Genomic DNA, 16,998 nt, shown 5'->3' with positions numbered 1-16,998 from the left:
AGGGGTATCGATCCGAGTCGCTGCCATCTGGCAAGAAATGTGGGGCTTTTGTCATTGTGCCAATTCCTGGGCAAGCCCAGACTGGCGATACCTGCCTGACGGAGCGTACCGATGCTCACCCGCACCATTGCCTGCCTGCTTTACCCCGATGTGATGAGCCTGGACGTGACCGGCCCCATGCAGGTCTTCGCCTCGGCCAATGTCGAACGCGAACGGCTAGGCCTGCCGCCCCTGTATCGCCTGCTGCTGGTTGGCAAGCGCGCGGGGCCGATAGCCACATCCAGCGGTATCAGACTGCATGCCGATGAAAGCTGGCAGGCGATAGATGGCGGCACGCTCGACACCCTGCTGGTGCCGGGCGGCCAGGGCGTCGATGCACAGCGTCGCGACACGGCACTGGTCGCCTGGCTGCGTGCCGTCGAGCCCAGGATACGCCGCCTTGGCTCGGTCTGCTCGGGGGCTCTACTGTTGGCCGAAGCTGGCTTGCTGAATGGCCGCCAGGCCACTACCCACTGGGCAGACTTGGAAACTCTTGCCGACGAATATCCATCCGTCCAAGTTCAGGGGGATCGCTTACATACCTACGACCCGAACGTCGCCGATGCTGCCCACTTATTTACCTCGGCCGGTGTAACGGCGGGTATCGACCTGGCACTGGCTCTGGTCGAGGCGGATCTCGGCCGCCCCTTGGCTCTGGCGGTCGCTCAGCGCTTGGTGATGTTCCTGCACCGCCCAGGCGGGCAGGCGCAATTCAGCCCCCTGCTGATCTTATCCGCCAACGGTTCACAGCGTCTGGCCGGGCTACTGAACTGGATTCCTGCGCATCTTTCAGAAGACCTGTCCATTGAGGCACTGGCCGAGCGCGCCAACCTGTCGACACGCACGCTGTGTCGTCTGTTCAAGCAAGACGTCGGCATGGCCCCCGGACAATACGTAGAGCGGGTACGTCTCGAGGCCGCACGCAGCCTGCTGCTCGGCGCCCAGGCCTCGGTGGCCAGCGTGGCGCGACTGACCGGCTTCGGGCACCCGGAAAACTTGCGACGCACGTTTCAGAAACACCACGCGATCAGCCCCCAGGCTTTCATCGAACGTTTCGGCTGACGCCTGTCGCGTTGGGGTATCGCTCTCGTCTCTATCGCCTCTGCCTGGAGCCTTCCGCCATGTCATTATTGCTACGCCATCCACCAATTCTGCGCCTGTTCCTCGCTCAGGCGCTCTATTGGTCCTGCGCCATGATCGGCATTCTGCTGACTTCTCTCGCCGGGCTGGCCCTAGCCCCGCGAGAGAGCCTGGCTACCCTGCCGCTCGCCCTGCTGATGCTGGGCAATCTGCTCGCCATTCAGCCCCTTTCGCAACTGATGCAACGCCAAGGGCGTCGCCGGGGCTTTCAGTTCGGTGCGCTCGCGGGTGTCATCGGCGGGCTCATTTGCGCGCTGGGTATCGGGCAGGCCAGCTTTCTTCTGCTGTGCCTGGGAAGCATGACGCTGGGGATCTACCAAGCCTCGGCCATGTATTACCGCTTCGCCGCCGTCGAGTCAGTAGATGTCGCCTTCCAAGGGCGGGCAACGGCTTACGTGATCGGTGGCGGTGTCGTTGCCGCACTCATCGCACCCTCTCTGGGCTCGCTGTCGCGCCATGCGCTGGCCACGCCCTATCTCGGCGCCTACCTGTTGATCGCAATCTTGGCATTGATTGCCCTAGGCATTCTCAGTGGCATTCCGGGCAACCCTGTCTCCTCTGTCTCCTCTGTCTCCTCTGCCACCTCGGCGCCTCGCGTATCAAGGCGCCAATTGTTGAGCCGGCCCATTGTCCGGGCAGCCATCCTGACCACGGCCATCGGCCATGGCTTGATGATTCTGGTCATGAATGCGACACCGCTGGCCATGAGCCTGCATGGGCTAAGCCTCGATGCCAGTGGTCAGGTCATCCAATGGCACATGCTCGGCATGTTCCTGCCGGCATTCATCGCCGGCCCGCTCACCGATCGCCTGGGCAGTCGCCGGGTCGCCTGCATTGGGGCATGCCTACTGGCGTGCAGTGCCGCCATCGCCTTGGCGGGCCTGGATTGGGCACACTTCCTGCTGAGCAGTTGCCTGCTGGGGGTCGGATGGAACCTGATGCTAGTCGCCGGCATCACCCTGCTGGGGCGTGGGCATACGCTCGCTGAACGTGCCAGCGCCCAAGGCTTGATGGAGTTGAGCAACGGTAGCGTCGCCGCCGTCATGTCGTTCGCCTCGGGGGCCCTGGTGACGACACTGGGCTGGACAGCAGTCAATGTCGGCCTACTGCCTTTTGTGGCTCTGGCCCTGATAGTGCAGCTTGGCAGTACCAACCGCGTACCGGCCAGCGGCTCGGCCTCTCGTCCGGATCCAGCCGAGTGAGTTTGACACCCGTCGCGCCTAGACAAGCGACGAGGCCTGGCTCAAAGTATTTCTCCTCTTACCAGCTTTCAGGGAAGACGCATGGCTCTCACGACCTGGTTGCTTTTCGTAGCCATCGCTGCGGTCAGTATCCTCAGCCCCGGCCCGGCCTTTCTGGTGGCGGTACGCAACGGCATGGCCGGCGGCATGCGTCGCGTGGCGCTCTCGTCGCTGGGCAACATCAGCGGCCTGCTGTTGCTCGCCAGCGCCGCCGTGCTGGGCCTGGGTGTCGTGCTGACTACCTCTGAAGTGCTGTTTACAGCACTCAAGCTGTGTGGCGCCGGTTACCTGATTTACCTCGGCGTGCGCCAGTGGCGTCAACCGAGCCTGGTCGTTACTCGCCCCACCGCACCGACACACGGCCGCGCTCGAGCTCGCGTCTTCAGCGAGGGGCTGTTAGTCGCCATCAGCAACCCCAAGGCAATCCTGTTCTTCACCGCCCTGTTCCCGCAGTTTCTTGATCCTCAGTTACCGCTCGTACCGCAATTCACCCTCATGGTTGGTACTTTCATGGCGCTGTCGTTCGTCACGCTGATGACCTATGGCAGCCTGGCCAGGCAGATTGCCCGCTGGCTTGGCTCCGCGAAGCAGGCGCGCTGGGTCAATCGCTTCGTGGGCAGCGCCTTCATCGGCCTCGGTGTTTCGCTGTTGCGTCTACGCCAGCCTGTGTAAGTCTCGCCGCTTTGTGCGGCTGTGCTCTACGCTGATATTGGTATGACACGCCAGGCAAGGAGACAAACCATGCGTACCATGATGCTGGGCCTAATCATCGCGCTGCTGCTCGGCCTGGCCGGCTGCGGCTCGACCACCAAGGACAGGGCCCTGAGCGGCGCGGGCATTGGCGCCGCCGCCGGAGCGGGTGCGGCTGCCGTAACCGGCGGCAGCATGACCAAAGGCGCTGTATTGGGCGCAGGCGCCGGCGCGGCCACGGGAGCCATGACCGACGAAGACGATGTCAATTTGGATGATTGAGGATGGTAGTGAGGTCTGAGAGGTCGAGGCGTTATGTGCTGTCCCGCACGATCAGTTCGAAGCCGATATCGCAGCGTAATGCCTCGCCCTGCTCCCCATCCAGGCGTGCCAGCAGAAACTTGGCCGCCTGGACGCCCATCTCGAAGCGCGGCACCGATACCGTGGTCAGCGCAGGCGTCAGGCATTCACTGAGCGGCAGGCCCAGATAACCGGCAACGGCGATATCGTCGGGCACCCGTATACCCCGCCGGTTGGCCTCCAGGATGGCGCCGGCCGCCAGGTTGTCATTGGTGAAGTGAATAGCGTCGAGATCCGGGTAGCTCGCCATGGCTTCCATGAACAGCCTGCCTCCGGTCTTGTAGGAAGCCGCCTCGTCATTCTGTAACAAGCGACTGCCATCGATGCCTGCCAACTCCAGCATCTCGCGATGGCCCTCGTAGCGCTGGATGGTCCGATAGTCCCGGTCCATGCGCGACCCCACGTAGGCGATGCGACGATAGCCCCGTTCGACGAGATGCCGGGCCATGCAGCGCCCCACCTCGGCGTTGTCGACACCGACATTGCTATCGATGCAGGACGCGCCATATTCCATGATTTCGACCACCGGGCGCTGGCACGCCTCGAGACGCTGGATCGCCCGCTCGCGATGACGTAGCCCGGCAATGATGATGCCTGACGGTGAATAGCCCAAGACCGTGTCGATCAGGGCCGCCTCGCGATCCAGATCGAAGTCGGTCGAGCCCAGCAACAGTTGGTAGCCGGTATCTTCCAGGGTTTGTTGGATGCCATGGATCACGTCGATGTAGGTCAGAATCGACAGCGAGGGCACAATCACCGGGATCACCCGGGTGCCTGCCGAGGCGAGGCCACCGGCGATCAGGTTGGGCACATAGCCCAGCGCATCCACGGCCTGCTCGACACGCTTGCGCAATTTCTCCGAGACCTGGTCTGGGTTGTTCATTACCCGCGAGACGGTAATCGGCGCCACGCCGGCATGCTTGGCAACGTCGCCCAGCGTCACGCGCCCCACTCCCTTGTGGCGTCGGCGGCCGCGTTCTGTTTTTCCCATGGGCTGTTTCGTCCTCGCTCATCCATGCATGTCGCAGTGTACCCTACGACTAAAGTTTTGGTAGCGCTACCATCGTTTTGGTAGCGCTACCAAAAATGCCCTGCTAGCTTTTTCCTAGTGCCTCTCCCCGTCGTCGTACCGACAACAACAAGAGACAGGAGGACGCCATGCCAGCCCCTGAATCTCCTCTATCGGCGACTCATGTCACCAAGACCGCTCCCTGCGGTCCCTAGCCTGCCAAAGCACCTGGAGATAGCCCACATGAAGATAACAACCACCAAAAAATTCGTACTTGCCAGTGTGATGACGTTGGGGGTGGCCATGTCCGCCTCTGCCCAGGAAATCGCCATCGCCATTCACGTTGACCCGGCACATGCCATGTTCAAGGTTGGCGAACGCCTGAAACAGTCAATCGAGGAGCAGACGGACGGTGAGATGAGCGTCACTCTGCTCGGCACCGAAGTCGGTGGCGAACGCGACCATCTGGAAGGCGTCAGCTACGGGGAATATGACATCGCCCTGGGCGGCTCCATGCCCATGACACTTTATGCTCCCAAGTTCGCGGCCGCCGACCTGCCCTTCGTCTACGACTCGAGTGACGAAGCCCGCCAGGTTTATGAAGGCGAAACTGGGGAAGCCATCAACAAGCAACTCGTGGCCAACGGCAACATGCGCTTGGTAGGCCTGTCGGCACGCAACCCGCGCAACCTGACCTCCAACATGCCAGTGAAGTCACCCGAGGATATCCAGGGTGTGCGTATGCGTGTCCCGGAAATCGCGCCTTGGGTGAAGGTCTGGGAGCAGATAGGCGCCCTGCCCAGTCCCATCGCTTGGCCGGAAGTGTACACCTCGCTGCAGACGGGCGTGATCGAGATGCAGGAAAACCCGGTCGACCTGATCTATGCCGGCAAGCTGCATGAGGTGCAGGACTACATCAATCGTACGGAACACGTGTACTCCTTCTTCCATTGGTTAATGAACGAGGACTTCTACCAGGGCCTGTCCGAAGAGAACCGCGACATGCTGCTCTCGGCCATCGATGAGGCCACCCAGTGGGGCAACGACCTCGTCGCTCAAGGCCAGGAAGAGGTGTACCAGAAGCTGAAGGATGAGGGCATGGAGGTCGTCGAGCCGGATGTCGCGGCCTTCCGCGAAGCGGCCAAGCCGGCCGTCGAGGAAATCGCCCAAGGCTACGACCCCGCCGTGCGCGACTACGTCATGTCGCTGCTCAACCAGTAGCCTCGTACCGGCCCGCATCGCGTCTGAGCGATGCGGGCCCATCCGCCTTCGCAAGGGAGGTTCACGTGAGTCCCCGATCCTTCGTCTCGAGTGCGCTGGCTATCTTCTGGTCCCTGCTGACCACCGTCGTGGTCACGGCCTTCTGCCTGATGCTCGTGGTCATGGCCATACAAGTCATTTCACGCTATACGCTGGGCCTCGCCGTGCCGTGGACTGATGAGGTGTCGCGCTACCTGTTTCTCGCCGAAATCTTTCTCGGCTCCGTGCTGGCGCTGCGCTATCAGGAACATATCCGCGTGACGATCGTGACCGATCGGCTCCCTCCCAAGATCGCACATCTCGTCGCGGCCCTCGCCGATCTGATCGGGATTGTGGTGCTGATCATGATCATGGGGGGCGCCTGGAACATGATGGAACGTACCGCCGGCGTGTTTGCCAGCACATTCCAGATGAGCTTCTCGTACGTCTATCTGGTGCAGTTCATTGCCGCTCTGCTGATGGTGATCCTGCTGACCAGCCAATGTCAGCGCCACCTCCGTGGCAAGACTGCCACTCCCCCTGCCAAACCCTGGAGCGACTGAGCATGGAAGTCTTCATCATCATGTTCGTAGGCCTGATCAGTCTGCTGATGCTGGGGCTGCCGGTAGCCTTCGCGATGATTGCCTCATCAGCCTTGGTGCTGGGTTATACCCGTGGCTTCGACGCCATCCCGCTCGAGATGATCGCCCAGCGCACCCTCTACGGAGTGAATAGCTTCACTCTGTTGGCCATCCCGGCCTTTTTGCTGATTGGCCGGCTGATGAATGCCGCCGGTATTTCCGATCGGGTATTCGACATCGCACGCTGCGCCGTAGGTCACTTCAAGGGCGGCCTGGGTCACGTCAATGTGTTAGCCAGCATGCTATTTGCCGGCATGTCCGGCTCGGCCGTGGCCGATGCCGGAGGGTTGGGCGCCGTCGAGATCAAGGCGATGCAGGACGACGGTTTCCCCACGGATTTCAGTGCCGCCGTCACTGCCAGCTCGGCCACGATCGGCCCGATCATCCCACCAAGCATCCCTGCGGTGATCTATGGCGCCCTGGCCAACACCTCGATCGCCGCCATCTTCCTGGGTTCGATACTGCCAGGCCTGTTCATGGGGCTGGGACTGATGATCATGGTCGGTGTGATTTCCCATCGCCGTGGCTATCCGACCCGGGCCCGAGCCACCTTGCAGGAATTCCTGCGAGCCCTGTCGCGGGGCCTGCTGCCAATGCTGACGCCGCTGATCATTATCGTCGGCATCCTGTCCGGCCTATTCACGCCGACTGAAGCCTCGGTCGTTGCGCTGCTCTACTGTCTGATCATCTCGTTTGGCGTCTATCGCTCAATCAATCTGCGTGAGTTCTACGACATACTGCGCGCCACCGCCATCGACACCGCCGCGCTATTACTGATCATTGCTGGCAGCGCCCTCTACAGTTGGGTCCTGGCGCGCTATCAGGTCACGGCGCTGGTCGCCGACTTCCTGCTGGCCACGATCACCGACCCATTGATGCTGTTGCTGCTGCTGAGCCTGTTCATCCTTTTGATCGGGCTCTTCGTCGACTCCGTCCCGGCGCTGTTCCTACTAACACCGCTACTGGTTCCCGTAGTCGTGCAATACGGTATCGACCCGGTGCACTTTGGTGTGCTGATGATCTTCAACCTGATGATCGGGCTGATTACACCACCGGTAGGCACCGTCCTGTTCACCATCCAGAAGATCACCAACCTGCCGCTTATGGATCTGATCCGGGCCACGCTGCCCTTCTACATTCCACTGCTGGCGGTACTGATCCTGATCACCTGCTTCCCGTCGATCGTCATGTTCTTGCCGGATCTGGTGCTGCGATAGCAAGGGAGCAAACCGAACACGCAAGGCCAAATGTTCTTCGGGACTCATCATGAAGGAGACACACCATGGCGGTATTGATTACGGGTGGCCTGGGTCATGTAGGTTCTTGGGTAGCCCAGATGCTGGCCAGCCAGGGCAAGAAAGTCATCATATGCGACATGGCGGCGAAGCAATTCGACAGCCTGGGATTGGATTACCTAGAAGCGGTGCGCGACAAGCTGGTACTGGAAGCAATCGATGTGCTGGATTACCACACCCTGTTCGAGACGTTATTGGCCTACCGCGACGAACTCGAGGGAGTCATTCATGGCGTCTCGGTCATTGCCGGCCCCAGCTTCCAACAACGTCCTTTCCGCAACATTTCTATCAACACGCTGGGGACGCTCAACGTCTATGAGACCTGCCGCATCCTCGGCATTCGCAAGATCGTCAACATGAGTTCGGGTGCCGTCTACGGCGATGCTTCAGGCCCTCAGCATGAAACGACTCCCTACAAGGCCACAGACCTTTACGGTGCCACCAAGATCTCCGGTGAGCTTTTCGGCGACCAGTACACTGAGACCTACGGCATGGATATCCGTCATGCACGTCTTTTCTTCGTCTACGGGCCCGGCAAGCGACCGTCGCATATGCATCAGGTTTATCAGGCGTTATTCGGGCCGCTCGAAGGGCTCAGTGATGTTCAGGCGCCCAACGGGAGGGACCAGGCCCTGGACTGGACGCACGTCCACGACACTGCGAGAGGCATCGTGTTGCTGTTCGAAAAAGAGACCGTCCAAGCGAGACATTTCAATATCTCCAGTGGCGTGACGGTGGATCATCAGGCTATCGTCGATGAAGTCGAACAGCTCCTGGGCAAGCCGAGCAACATGCAGCTGGGTCCAGGGCCGTTCGTAGTGCGCGGGTCACCACTGGATATTTCGCTAGCCCGGGACGAGCTGGGTTTCCAACCAGTTTATGTAGATATCAGAAAGGGACTTCATGACTATTGGCAATGGCTCAGGCAATAAGCCATGTGGCAGGATGCCAGAGGACACCCCGCCGCTTGGCATCTGTCACCTTTTTGACATCTTGTAACGCCAAGCTACCCACATGCAGGCCACACACGATAATAACGGAGAATGCGCATGCAAATGCTGGCCCTTTACAGCATCAAGGGCGGCGTGGGCAAGACCGCTTCCGCTGTCAATCTGGCAGCGGAAGCCTCTCTTGCCGGCAAGCGTGTCCTGCTGTGGGATCTCGATCCGCAGGCGGCCACCACGTTCTACCTGAAGAGCAAGGCCAAGGTACGGGGTGGCGTCGACAAGCTGGTCAAGGGTAAGGCGACGCTTGATAAAGTGATCCGCGCCACAGAGATCGATCGCCTCGACCTGCTGCCCGCCTCGTTCGGCTCGCGGGAGATGGATCGTCTGCTGGAAGACCGCAAGCCGAGCCGACTGCGTAAGATTCTCAAGCCAGTCAGTGACGATTACGATCTGGTGCTGCTGGATTGCCCACCGAGCCTATCCGCCTTGTCCGGCCAGGTTTTTTCCAGTGTCGACGCCTTGCTGGTACCGGTCATTCCCACCACCTTGTCCCTGCGTACCCTCACCATGCTGCGCGAGCATCTGGATGCCGAGGACCATACGTGTCCAATGTGGCCGTTCGCCACGCTGGTCGATCGCCGCAAGCGGCTGCATCGCGACATGCTGGAAGCGCTTTCCGAGCAGTGGCCGCTGCGGCTATCCGCCGCGATCCCGTATGCCAGCGTGATTGAACACATGGGGCTGGAACAGGCGCCGGTAGCCAGCTTCGCCCGACGCACCCGTGCGGCACAGGCCTACACCGCGCTATGGGAGGAAGTAGCCGGGCGGCTCGGCAATGCCTGAGCGTGTTACAGCAGGATTTTGATTCCCACCAGCAGGATGACCAGGGCGAACAGCTTCCTGAGCAGGCCGGCCGGCAGGTGATGGGCCACGGCGACGCCCAGCCTGGCCGATGGCACGCTCCATAGCACCATGCCCAAAAAGGCCGGCCAGTAGAGATAGCCCGAGGCGTAGTCGGGCAGTCCGGCATGTCGGTAGCCCGTCACCACGAAGGTTAGCGCCCCGAAGGCAGCAATGGGAATGCCGCAGGCCGCGGATGTCCCTACGGCGCGGGTCATGCTTGCTCCGCTGCGCAACAGCCAGGGCACGCTGAGCACACCGCCACCGATCCCGAACAGCGAGGAAAACGTGCCGATCACCGTACCGGCGCCAAGCGTCTGGAGCGTGCCGGCCCCCTCATCCGATGGGCGGGGCATGCGTGACAGCAGAAACCTCAGCGACAGCAGAATCAGGAACACCCCGAATAGCCACTGCAGTTGCTCTGCCGGCAGCACGCTCGCCAGCACTCCGCCGAGAATCGCCCCGGCAATCAACCCTGGCAGCAGCCGGACCAGCAGCCCCTTGGCGACCGCGCCCCGCCGCCAATGACCGAAAGCCGATGACGACCCCGTCACTGCAATGGTGGCCAAAGATGTGCCGATGGCCATGTGCGTCATGAACGCCGGGTCCATGCCCTGCTGGGCGAAGGCAAACAGCAGGGCCGGGACGATCACGACCCCGCCGCCGATGCCAAACAGGCCGGCGACGAAGCCGGCGACGATGCCTACCAGGGAGAAGAAAAGAAAAGCGAGCAGCATGAACGATGACTCAGGTCAGCATTTGTATTTTGGTAAAGGGTGCGCGGGTCAGGACCATTCGGGCTCCCTGGCGCGATTCAGGTCCTTGACGCTCGCCACCAGATCACTGAACCGCTCGCCCTGCACGAGCACGTGGGACCGCAAGGTCTGCTCGGCCGCCTCGATATCCCCCGTCTCGATCGCCGCCACGATACGCCGATGCTCTTCCAGCGACGATTGCATGCGATGACGTACCTTGAGCTGCAAACGCCGATAGGGTTTCAGGCGCATCTTCAGCTGGCGGGCCTCATCGGCTAGAAACGCGTTGTGGCTGGCGATATAGATGCAGTTATGGAAACTCTCGTTCTCGTAATAGTACTCGTCAGTATCACCGTTGAGCGCCGCTTGTTCACAGCGCTCCAGGGCCGCCTGCAGCTCGGCAAGCTCCTGTGGTGAGATACGCCGGGCAGCGAGTCGGCCACACATGCCCTCCAGTTCCGCCATGACCTCGAACATCTCGATCAGCCGGTCGATGCCGACCTGGGCCACGAACGTGCCTTTCTTGGGCTGCACGATAACCAGCCCACTGGCCACTAACTGCTGGATGGCTTCACGGACCGGGGTACGCGAGACGTTGAACTCCTGCCCCAGGGCCTCGGGATCGAGGCGTTCTCCCGGTGCGCGATGGCCATTGAGAATGTCGTTTTCCAGCGCGTCCCTGAGCCGCTGCGCATTGGATGGCTTCATGCCGCTCACGCTCTACCTCCCGATCCGATCGCCTGCCACTAACGTCTAGTGGTCAAGAAATTGACATAAATATATCAGCGCCGCTATTAAAGTATATATCAGCTCGTCTGATATATACCTAGCACAAAAACAATCGAATCGGAGACGCCAACATGAAACCCACTGCACTTGTGGCCATGGCCTCGCTCGGCCTGGCCGTTGCCTTTAGTTCCGCCGCCTCAGCCGAGACCGTCCTGCGTGCCTCCCACCAGTTCCCCGGTGGCAAGGGCGACGTTCGCGACGAGATGGTTCAGCTCATGGCCAAGGAGGTCGAGGCCGCGAACGTCGACTTGAAGATCCAGGTCTACCCGGGACAGTCGCTGTTCGATGCCAAGGAGCAATGGGGTGCTCTGGTCCGCGGTCGTCTGGATATGACCGCACTGCCGTTGGATTACGCCAGTGGCCGTCACCCGGAGTTCTCCGCCACGTTGATGCCGGGCCTGGTCCGCAACCATGAACGCGCCCAACGGCTCAACGACTCCGAATTCATGGACATGATCAAACAGGTGATCAACGACGCCGGCGCTAAGGTGCTAGCCGATGCCTGGCTCGCCGGCGGTTTCGCCTCGAGCAAGCAATGCATCACCTCACCGGATACCGTCCAGGGCCAGGCCATGCGCGCCGCCGGTCCCGCTTTCGATGAAATGCTGGCCACCGCAGGCGCGTCGATCGCCTCGATGCCGTCCTCGGAAATCTACACCGCCATGCAGACCGGCGTGCTCGACGGCGCCAACACCTCATCCGGCTCGTTCGTTTCCTACCGTATCTACGAACAGGTCGACTGCCTGACCGCCCCCGGGGAGAACGCCCTGTGGTTCATGTACGAGCCCATCCTGATCTCACAGCAGAGCTGGGACCGCCTCAACGAAGAGCAGCAGAAGGCCCTGACCGAGGCCGGTCAGAAGGCTGAGGAGTATTTTGCCGGTGAGGCGGCCGCCCTCGACCAGAAGATGATCGACGTGTTCAAGGAGAACGGCGTCGAGGTCGTTTCCATGTCGCAGGAAGACTATGAGGCCTGGCTGAAGATCGCCAAGGAAAGCTCCTACAAGACCTTTGCCGAGAACGTGCCCAACGGACAAGCCCTGATCGATGCGGCCCTGGCCGTGGAGTGAATGCGGTGCCCGACCACGCCTGTCGGGCCGTCGTCCTTTGGAACCGCCTTGCATGGCGGTTCTCCCACTCACCGATGAGGGAGGCATCATGGCCCATACCTCGAGCCACACGTTGCTGCCCAACCGTGGCGTGATCGGCGCATACATCCGCATGATGGACGTCATTTCCGGCGCCACGGCCGTCCTCGCCTCCGTGGCCCTGGCTGCCGGTGTGCTCGCTGTTTGTCACATGATCTTCGTGCGCTACGCGCTAGGCCAGAGCACCACCTGGCAAACGGAGTTCACCGTGTTCACCATCACCGGCGCCATGTTGCTCGGCGCCCCCTATGTCCTGATGACCGGTGGCCATGTCGCCGTGACCGTGCTGCCCGATGCCATAGGCGGCTGGTTGAGAAAGGCCATGCTGCTGGCCGCATCGCTGGTTGGCCTGGGCTTTTGTATCGCCCTGTCCTATGGCGCCTGGCTATACGTGCTCGAGGCCTGGCACGGCGGCTGGACCACAGGCACGGTTTGGAACCCACCCTTGTGGCCGGCGCTGCTGCCCATGGCTATCGGCGCCAGTCTGCTCTCGCTGCAGTACATCGCGGAAATTATTCGTGGGGAGGCCAACCATGGATCCAGTCACTAGCGGCATCCTTATCGTGGTCGCGCTGATGGTCCTGATGGCCATCGGTACGCCCATTGCCTTCGCCCTGGGCAGCGTGTCCCTCGGTGCCCTGGTGCTCAATCGGGGCATGGGCGAACTGACCTACTTCGGGGAAACCTTCTATGGCAGTCTCGCCTCGTTCAGTTTCGTGGCGATTCCCATGTTCATACTGATGGGTGCAGCCGTGGCATCGTCACCCACCGGGCGCGACCTGTATCGCTCGCTCGATCTCTGGCTGGGTCGCGTTCCCGGCGGACTGGCAATCTCGAACATCGGCGCCTGCTCGATCTTCGCCGCACTGTCCGGCTCCTCGCCGGCGACCAGTGCGGCAATCGGCAAGCTGGGTATCCCCGAGATGCGCAAGCGTGGCTATCCGGATGGCGTGGCCGCCGGCTGCATCGCTGCCGGCGGCACGCTGGGCATCCTGATTCCGCCCTCGGTGACCATGATCGTCTACGGCATTTCCACCGAGACCTCCATTGGCCGGCTGTTCATCGCCGGTGCCGTGCCCGGTGTCATGCTGGCCCTGCTGTTCATGGCCTGGACATTGATCGCCTGCAAGCTGGCCGGCGGTTATAACGCGCCGAACCCGGTGGCGGAGGCGGCGGCCCAGGTAAAACAGAATGTCGAGGGCAACCTCAAGGCCCTGGTGCGGGTGCTGCCGTTTCTGGTGGTAGTCACCGGCATCCTGTTTGCCCTGTATGGTGGGGTCGCGACACCCTCGGAAGCCGCAGGTGCCGGCGCTTTCCTGTGCCTGGCGCTGGCCATCGTGGTCTACCGCATGTGGCGCGCGAAACCACTCAAGATCATCATGCGCGACGCACTGCGCGAGAGCGTAATGATCATGCTGATCATCGCCGCAGCGGAGATCTTCGCCTATGCGCTGTCGTCGATGTTCATCACCCAGACCGTGGCCGGCGCCATCGCCGATCTCGAGGTCAACCGCTGGGTACTGATGGGCATCATCAACGTGTTCTTGCTGGTGGCCGGCTTCTTCCTGCCACCGGTGGCGGTGATCGTGATGACCGCTCCTATCCTACTGCCAATCATTCTCGCGGCGGATTTCGATCCCTACTGGTTCGCGGTGGTTTTGACCATCAATCTGGAGATCGGGCTGATCACGCCGCCGGTTGGCCTGAACCTTTTCATAATCAAGGGTATTGCCCCGGACATCGCCCTGCGCGACGTGCTGCTGGGCAGTCTGCCCTACGCATTGTGCATGGTGCTGGGCATCGTGCTGCTGTGCTTCTTCCCCGGCATCGCCACCTGGCTACCCGATCTGCTGATGAACTGACCGTCACCACAAGAGAAGCGACCATGAACATGAGCTTTCTGCAGGAACTGTTCAGTACCATCACCCAGCGGGATGCCCTTCGCTGGCAGCGCTCCGAGGCCCGCGTCCCGGTCGATAACGAGCGGGTGATCGCGGCGTGCCGGGCGCTGCTGGAAAGCGATGGCGAGGCTTCCAGCATCACCCTGGCCAGCCGTGCCCTCGACCTCTACACGCGTCTCGACGAGACCGAGAAACTGCGCTTCTTCGAGCGCCTGACCAGCGAGTTCTCGGCGGACCCCGAGCGTATCGACGAGGCGTACCAGCGTTACCAGGCGTCCCGCAACGACGGCGACCTCCAGGCATTGTTCAATGTCTGCGAGCCGAGCCGTCAGGAAGTATTGAGGCGGCTTAACCTGACCACCGGCGGCACTCACAAGTTGGTGGGCATGCGTGAAGACCTGCTGAACGTGCTCAAGGCGCATCCCGACCTGCTGCCTTTGAACGACGACTTCGCCCACCTGTTCGCCTCGTGGTTCAACCGGGGGTTCCTGGTGCTGAGGCGCATCGACTGGAACACGCCGGCGGCGATCCTCGAGCGCATCATTCACTACGAGGCGGTGCATGAGATCCAGGACTGGAATGATCTGCGGCGTCGCCTGGATGCTCGCGACCGGCGATGTTTCGCCTTCTTCCACCCGGCCATCGGCGACGAGCCGTTGATTTTCGTCGAGGTGGCGCTCTACAAGGGCCTGCCCGACCAGATCCAGCCGATTCTCAGCGGGACACACGGCGTGATCGAGGATCCCGACGTCGCCGATACCGCGGCGTTCTTTGGGATCAGCAACTGCCAGGTCGGCCTGCGCGGCATCTCGTTCGGCAATTTCCTGATCAAGCAGGTCGTTCAGGAGCTGAAGCAGGAGTTGCCCAACCTGCGCCACTTCGTGACGCTGTCGCCGGTACCCGGTTTCCGCCAGTGGCTGGATAGCCTGCACGAGAGCGAAGACCACCTGGACGATGGGGCCAGCGAGACGCTGACCCTGCTCGACGACCCCGACTGGCACAGCGACCCGGCAAAGGCCGACCGCCTGCGGGAAGTGATCAAGCCACTGGCGGCCCATTACCTGTTGCAGGAAAAGAACGGCAAGGGCCTGCCGCTGAATCCGGTCGCCCGCTTCCATCTCGGCAATGGCGCGGAGCTGCATCGCATCAACTGGCTGGGGGACATCTCGGCCAAGGGCATCCATCAGGCCGCGGGCCTGATGGTCAATTATCTCTACGTGCTCGAGGACATCGAGCGCAATCACGAGCAATACACGACCAACGGCACGATCGCGTGCTCCTCGAGCGTACGCGACCTGAAGCGGCGTGCCCGAAAACTGCTCACGGGAGAAACGGAAAAATGAGCGACAATCTGTTCGAGACGTTTGCGGCGCGCATGCACGCCCGTGGAGACGCCACTTTCATCACCACCCGTGATGGCAGCCACTACGCCTACCGCGAGGCGCTAGATCACACGGCGCGCATTGCAGGCGCCCTGCGGGCCCTGGGCGTGCGCCCCGGGGATCGTGTAGCGGTACAGGTCGACAAGAGTCCCGAGACGGTCCTGCTGTACCTGGCCTGCCTGCGCCTGGGCGGCGTCTATCTGCCGCTCAACACGGGCTACACCGCCGAGGAGATACGCTACTTTCTCGGCGATGCCGAGCCGGCCCTGTTTGTCTGTCGCCCCGAGGATCTCGGGCCCGCCCAAGGCGTCGCCGAGGATACCGGCTGCCCGCAGGTCGCCACCCTGGGTACCGGGGGCGATGGCAGCCTGCTGGAGCAGGCTAGACAGGCCACACCGCTCGAGACCATCGAGCCTCGCGACGCCAACGATCTGGCAGCGATCCTCTATACCTCGGGCACCACCGGGCGCTCCAAGGGCGCCATGCTGACGCACCGCAACCTGGCTTCCAACGCGGCGTCGCTGGTCGAGGCCTGGCGTTTCAGCGAGACCGACCGATTGATTCACGCCCTGCCGATCTTCCACACCCACGGCCTGTTCGTGGCCTGCAACGTCATACTCATGGCCGGTGCCAGCATGCTGTTTCTGCCGCGCTTCGATGTCGACACGATCATTGAGGAACTGCCCAACGGCACGACAATGATGGGTGTGCCGACCTTTTATACGCGTCTGCTCCAGGATAGCCGCCTGACTCGCGAACTCACCGCCAACATGCGCCTGTTCACCTCCGGCTCCGCCCCGCTCACCGCCGAGACGCACCAGGCGTTCGAACAGCGCACCGGGCATGCCATCCTTGAACGTTACGGCATGACCGAAACCAACATGAATACCTCCAACCCCTACGAGGGCGACCGCATTGCCGGTACCGTGGGCACGCCGCTGCCGGGGGTGGAGATTCGTATCACCGACCGCGAGACCCACCAGCCGGTGGCACAGGGCGAGATCGGCATGCTTGAGGTGCGCGGCCCCAATGTGTTCATCGGCTACTGGCGCATGCCCGAAAAGACCCGCGAGGAACTGCTCGAGGACGGCTTTTTCATCACCGGCGACCTGGCCATGATCGACGAGCGCGGCTACGTGCATATCGTCGGGCGCGACAAGGACCTGGTGATTTCGGGCGGCTATAACGTCTATCCCAAGGAAGTCGAACAGGTCATCGACGAGCTCGACGGCGTGGTCGAGTCCGCGGTGATCGGCGTGCCTCACCCCGATTTTGGCGAGGGCGTGACTGCCGTGGTGGTGCCTCAGTCAGGTGCGCAGCTCGACGAGGCCCAGATCCTCGCCTCGCTCTCCGGGCGCTTGGCCAAGTACAAGCAGCCCAAACGAGTATTCTTCGCCGATATTCTGCCGCGCAACACCATGGGCAAGGTACAGAAGAACCAGCTGCGCCAGCAGTACCAGGACATCTACGCACCGGCGCAGGTTCGCTGAGCGGGCCATGTCCCCCCAGCCCTCGCTCTGGA

17 protein-coding genes are annotated in these 16,998 nt (G+C 61.9%); 14 read left to right on the top strand and 3 right to left on the bottom strand.

Annotated features, from left to right (window positions below; genetic code table 11):
* Positions 1 to 111: 111 nt before the first annotated feature.
* The 4 genes from F568_RS0112200 (at position 112) to F568_RS0112185 (ending at position 3,392) form a co-directional block, all read left to right on the top strand.
* Entirely contained in the window at positions 112 to 1,101 is a 990-nt protein-coding gene (locus F568_RS0112200) for a GlxA family transcriptional regulator (protein WP_019019015.1), read from the top strand.
* Between the two features lie 59 nt (positions 1,102 to 1,160).
* A complete protein-coding gene (locus F568_RS0112195) occupies positions 1,161 to 2,381 on the top strand; it encodes an MFS transporter (protein ID WP_019019014.1) in 1,221 nt (406 codons plus the stop codon).
* A gap of 81 nt (positions 2,382 to 2,462) precedes the next feature.
* Positions 2,463 to 3,092, top strand: coding sequence for a LysE family translocator (locus F568_RS0112190; protein ID WP_019019013.1), 630 nt, complete (start codon positions 2,463 to 2,465; stop codon positions 3,090 to 3,092).
* Between the two features lie 69 nt (positions 3,093 to 3,161).
* Entirely contained in the window at positions 3,162 to 3,392 is a 231-nt protein-coding gene (locus F568_RS0112185; protein WP_019019012.1) for a YMGG-like glycine zipper-containing protein, read from the top strand.
* A gap of 31 nt (positions 3,393 to 3,423) precedes the next feature.
* On the opposite strand, the gene F568_RS0112180 is transcribed toward F568_RS0112185, so the two are convergent.
* Entirely contained in the window at positions 3,424 to 4,461 is a 1,038-nt protein-coding gene (locus F568_RS0112180; RefSeq protein ID WP_026300513.1) for a LacI family DNA-binding transcriptional regulator, read from the bottom strand.
* A 261-nt stretch (positions 4,462 to 4,722) separates the two neighbouring features.
* On the opposite strand from F568_RS0112180, the gene F568_RS0112175 reads away from it, so the two are divergent.
* The 5 genes from F568_RS0112175 to F568_RS0112155 all read left to right on the top strand — a co-directional run bounded on the left by F568_RS0112175 (position 4,723) and on the right by F568_RS0112155 (position 9,444).
* Positions 4,723 to 5,700, top strand: coding sequence for a TRAP transporter substrate-binding protein (locus F568_RS0112175; protein ID WP_019019010.1), 978 nt, complete (start codon positions 4,723 to 4,725; stop codon positions 5,698 to 5,700).
* Positions 5,701 to 5,765: 65 nt separating this feature from the next.
* Positions 5,766 to 6,281 (top strand): TRAP transporter small permease, encoded by a 516-nt coding sequence (locus F568_RS0112170; protein WP_019019009.1) that lies wholly within the window; start codon positions 5,766 to 5,768, stop codon positions 6,279 to 6,281.
* A 2-nt stretch (positions 6,282 to 6,283) separates the two neighbouring features.
* Positions 6,284 to 7,576: a TRAP transporter large permease gene (locus F568_RS0112165; RefSeq protein ID WP_019019008.1), complete on the top strand. Its 1,293-nt coding sequence runs from the start codon at positions 6,284 to 6,286 to the stop codon at positions 7,574 to 7,576.
* A gap of 65 nt (positions 7,577 to 7,641) precedes the next feature.
* Positions 7,642 to 8,586, top strand: a complete 945-nt coding sequence (locus F568_RS0112160; RefSeq protein ID WP_019019007.1) for an NAD-dependent epimerase/dehydratase family protein — start codon at positions 7,642 to 7,644, stop codon at positions 8,584 to 8,586.
* Positions 8,587 to 8,703: 117 nt separating this feature from the next.
* Complete coding sequence (locus F568_RS0112155) at positions 8,704 to 9,444, top strand: ParA family protein (protein WP_019019006.1); 741 nt, start codon at positions 8,704 to 8,706, stop codon at positions 9,442 to 9,444.
* A 5-nt stretch (positions 9,445 to 9,449) separates the two neighbouring features.
* On the opposite strand, the gene F568_RS0112150 is transcribed toward F568_RS0112155, so the two are convergent.
* Both F568_RS0112150 and F568_RS0112145 read right to left on the bottom strand, forming a co-directional pair.
* Positions 9,450 to 10,238, bottom strand: coding sequence for a sulfite exporter TauE/SafE family protein (locus tag F568_RS0112150; RefSeq protein ID WP_019019005.1), 789 nt, complete (start codon positions 10,236 to 10,238; stop codon positions 9,450 to 9,452).
* A 48-nt stretch (positions 10,239 to 10,286) separates the two neighbouring features.
* The gene (locus F568_RS0112145; protein WP_019019004.1) at positions 10,287 to 10,964 is read right to left on the bottom strand and encodes a GntR family transcriptional regulator; all 678 of its coding nucleotides are present in this window, start codon (positions 10,962 to 10,964) and stop codon (positions 10,287 to 10,289) included.
* A gap of 152 nt (positions 10,965 to 11,116) precedes the next feature.
* On the opposite strand from F568_RS0112145, the gene F568_RS0112140 reads away from it, so the two are divergent.
* From F568_RS0112140 to F568_RS0112120, 5 genes are all read left to right on the top strand, one after another.
* A complete protein-coding gene (locus tag F568_RS0112140; protein WP_019019003.1) occupies positions 11,117 to 12,115 on the top strand; it encodes a TRAP transporter substrate-binding protein in 999 nt (332 codons plus the stop codon).
* Positions 12,116 to 12,203: 88 nt separating this feature from the next.
* Entirely contained in the window at positions 12,204 to 12,743 is a 540-nt protein-coding gene (locus tag F568_RS0112135; RefSeq protein ID WP_040476282.1) for a TRAP transporter small permease subunit, read from the top strand.
* Positions 12,727 to 14,055 carry a TRAP transporter large permease gene (locus tag F568_RS0112130; RefSeq protein WP_019019001.1) on the top strand — a complete coding sequence of 443 codons (1,329 nt, stop codon included), beginning with the start codon at positions 12,727 to 12,729 and terminating at the stop codon, positions 14,053 to 14,055. The genes F568_RS0112135 and F568_RS0112130 overlap by 17 nt, the downstream gene beginning before the upstream one ends.
* 23 nt (positions 14,056 to 14,078) lie before the next feature.
* Positions 14,079 to 15,437: a malonyl-CoA decarboxylase gene (locus F568_RS0112125; RefSeq protein ID WP_019019000.1), complete on the top strand. Its 1,359-nt coding sequence runs from the start codon at positions 14,079 to 14,081 to the stop codon at positions 15,435 to 15,437.
* Positions 15,434 to 16,966 carry a malonate--CoA ligase gene (locus F568_RS0112120; protein ID WP_019018999.1) on the top strand — a complete coding sequence of 511 codons (1,533 nt, stop codon included), beginning with the start codon at positions 15,434 to 15,436 and terminating at the stop codon, positions 16,964 to 16,966. The genes F568_RS0112125 and F568_RS0112120 overlap by 4 nt, the downstream gene beginning before the upstream one ends.
* Positions 16,967 to 16,998 lie beyond the last annotated feature (32 nt).

It is taken from the genome of Modicisalibacter luteus DSM 23508, from assembly GCF_000378505.1.
GTDB lineage: Bacteria > Pseudomonadota > Gammaproteobacteria > Pseudomonadales > Halomonadaceae > Modicisalibacter > Modicisalibacter luteus.
This window is presented reverse-complemented; position numbering and strand designations above follow the sequence as displayed.

Bases quoted from the DNA above. Each gene is read 5' to 3' on its own strand.
- F568_RS0112135 (WP_040476282.1), top strand. From the start codon at position 12,204: ATGGCCCATACCTCGAGCCACACGTTGCTGCCCAACCGTGGCGTGATC.
- F568_RS0112150 (WP_019019005.1), bottom strand. From the start codon at position 10,238: ATGCTGCTCGCTTTTCTTTTCTTCTCCCTGGTAGGCATCGTCGCCGGC.
- F568_RS0112195 (WP_019019014.1), top strand. From the start codon at position 1,161: ATGTCATTATTGCTACGCCATCCACCAATTCTGCGCCTGTTCCTCGCT.
- F568_RS0112145 (WP_019019004.1), bottom strand. From the start codon at position 10,964: ATGAAGCCATCCAATGCGCAGCGGCTCAGGGACGCGCTGGAAAACGAC.
- F568_RS0112130 (WP_019019001.1), top strand. From the start codon at position 12,727: ATGGATCCAGTCACTAGCGGCATCCTTATCGTGGTCGCGCTGATGGTC.
- F568_RS0112140 (WP_019019003.1), top strand. From the start codon at position 11,117: ATGAAACCCACTGCACTTGTGGCCATGGCCTCGCTCGGCCTGGCCGTT.
- F568_RS0112175 (WP_019019010.1), top strand. From the start codon at position 4,723: ATGAAGATAACAACCACCAAAAAATTCGTACTTGCCAGTGTGATGACG.
- F568_RS0112185 (WP_019019012.1), top strand. From the start codon at position 3,162: ATGCGTACCATGATGCTGGGCCTAATCATCGCGCTGCTGCTCGGCCTG.
- F568_RS0112125 (WP_019019000.1), top strand. From the start codon at position 14,079: ATGAACATGAGCTTTCTGCAGGAACTGTTCAGTACCATCACCCAGCGG.
- F568_RS0112165 (WP_019019008.1), top strand. From the start codon at position 6,284: ATGGAAGTCTTCATCATCATGTTCGTAGGCCTGATCAGTCTGCTGATG.
- F568_RS0112190 (WP_019019013.1), top strand. From the start codon at position 2,463: ATGGCTCTCACGACCTGGTTGCTTTTCGTAGCCATCGCTGCGGTCAGT.
- F568_RS0112180 (WP_026300513.1), bottom strand. From the start codon at position 4,461: ATGGGAAAAACAGAACGCGGCCGCCGACGCCACAAGGGAGTGGGGCGC.
- F568_RS0112120 (WP_019018999.1), top strand. From the start codon at position 15,434: ATGAGCGACAATCTGTTCGAGACGTTTGCGGCGCGCATGCACGCCCGT.
- F568_RS0112160 (WP_019019007.1), top strand. From the start codon at position 7,642: ATGGCGGTATTGATTACGGGTGGCCTGGGTCATGTAGGTTCTTGGGTA.
- F568_RS0112155 (WP_019019006.1), top strand. From the start codon at position 8,704: ATGCAAATGCTGGCCCTTTACAGCATCAAGGGCGGCGTGGGCAAGACC.
- F568_RS0112200 (WP_019019015.1), top strand. From the start codon at position 112: ATGCTCACCCGCACCATTGCCTGCCTGCTTTACCCCGATGTGATGAGC.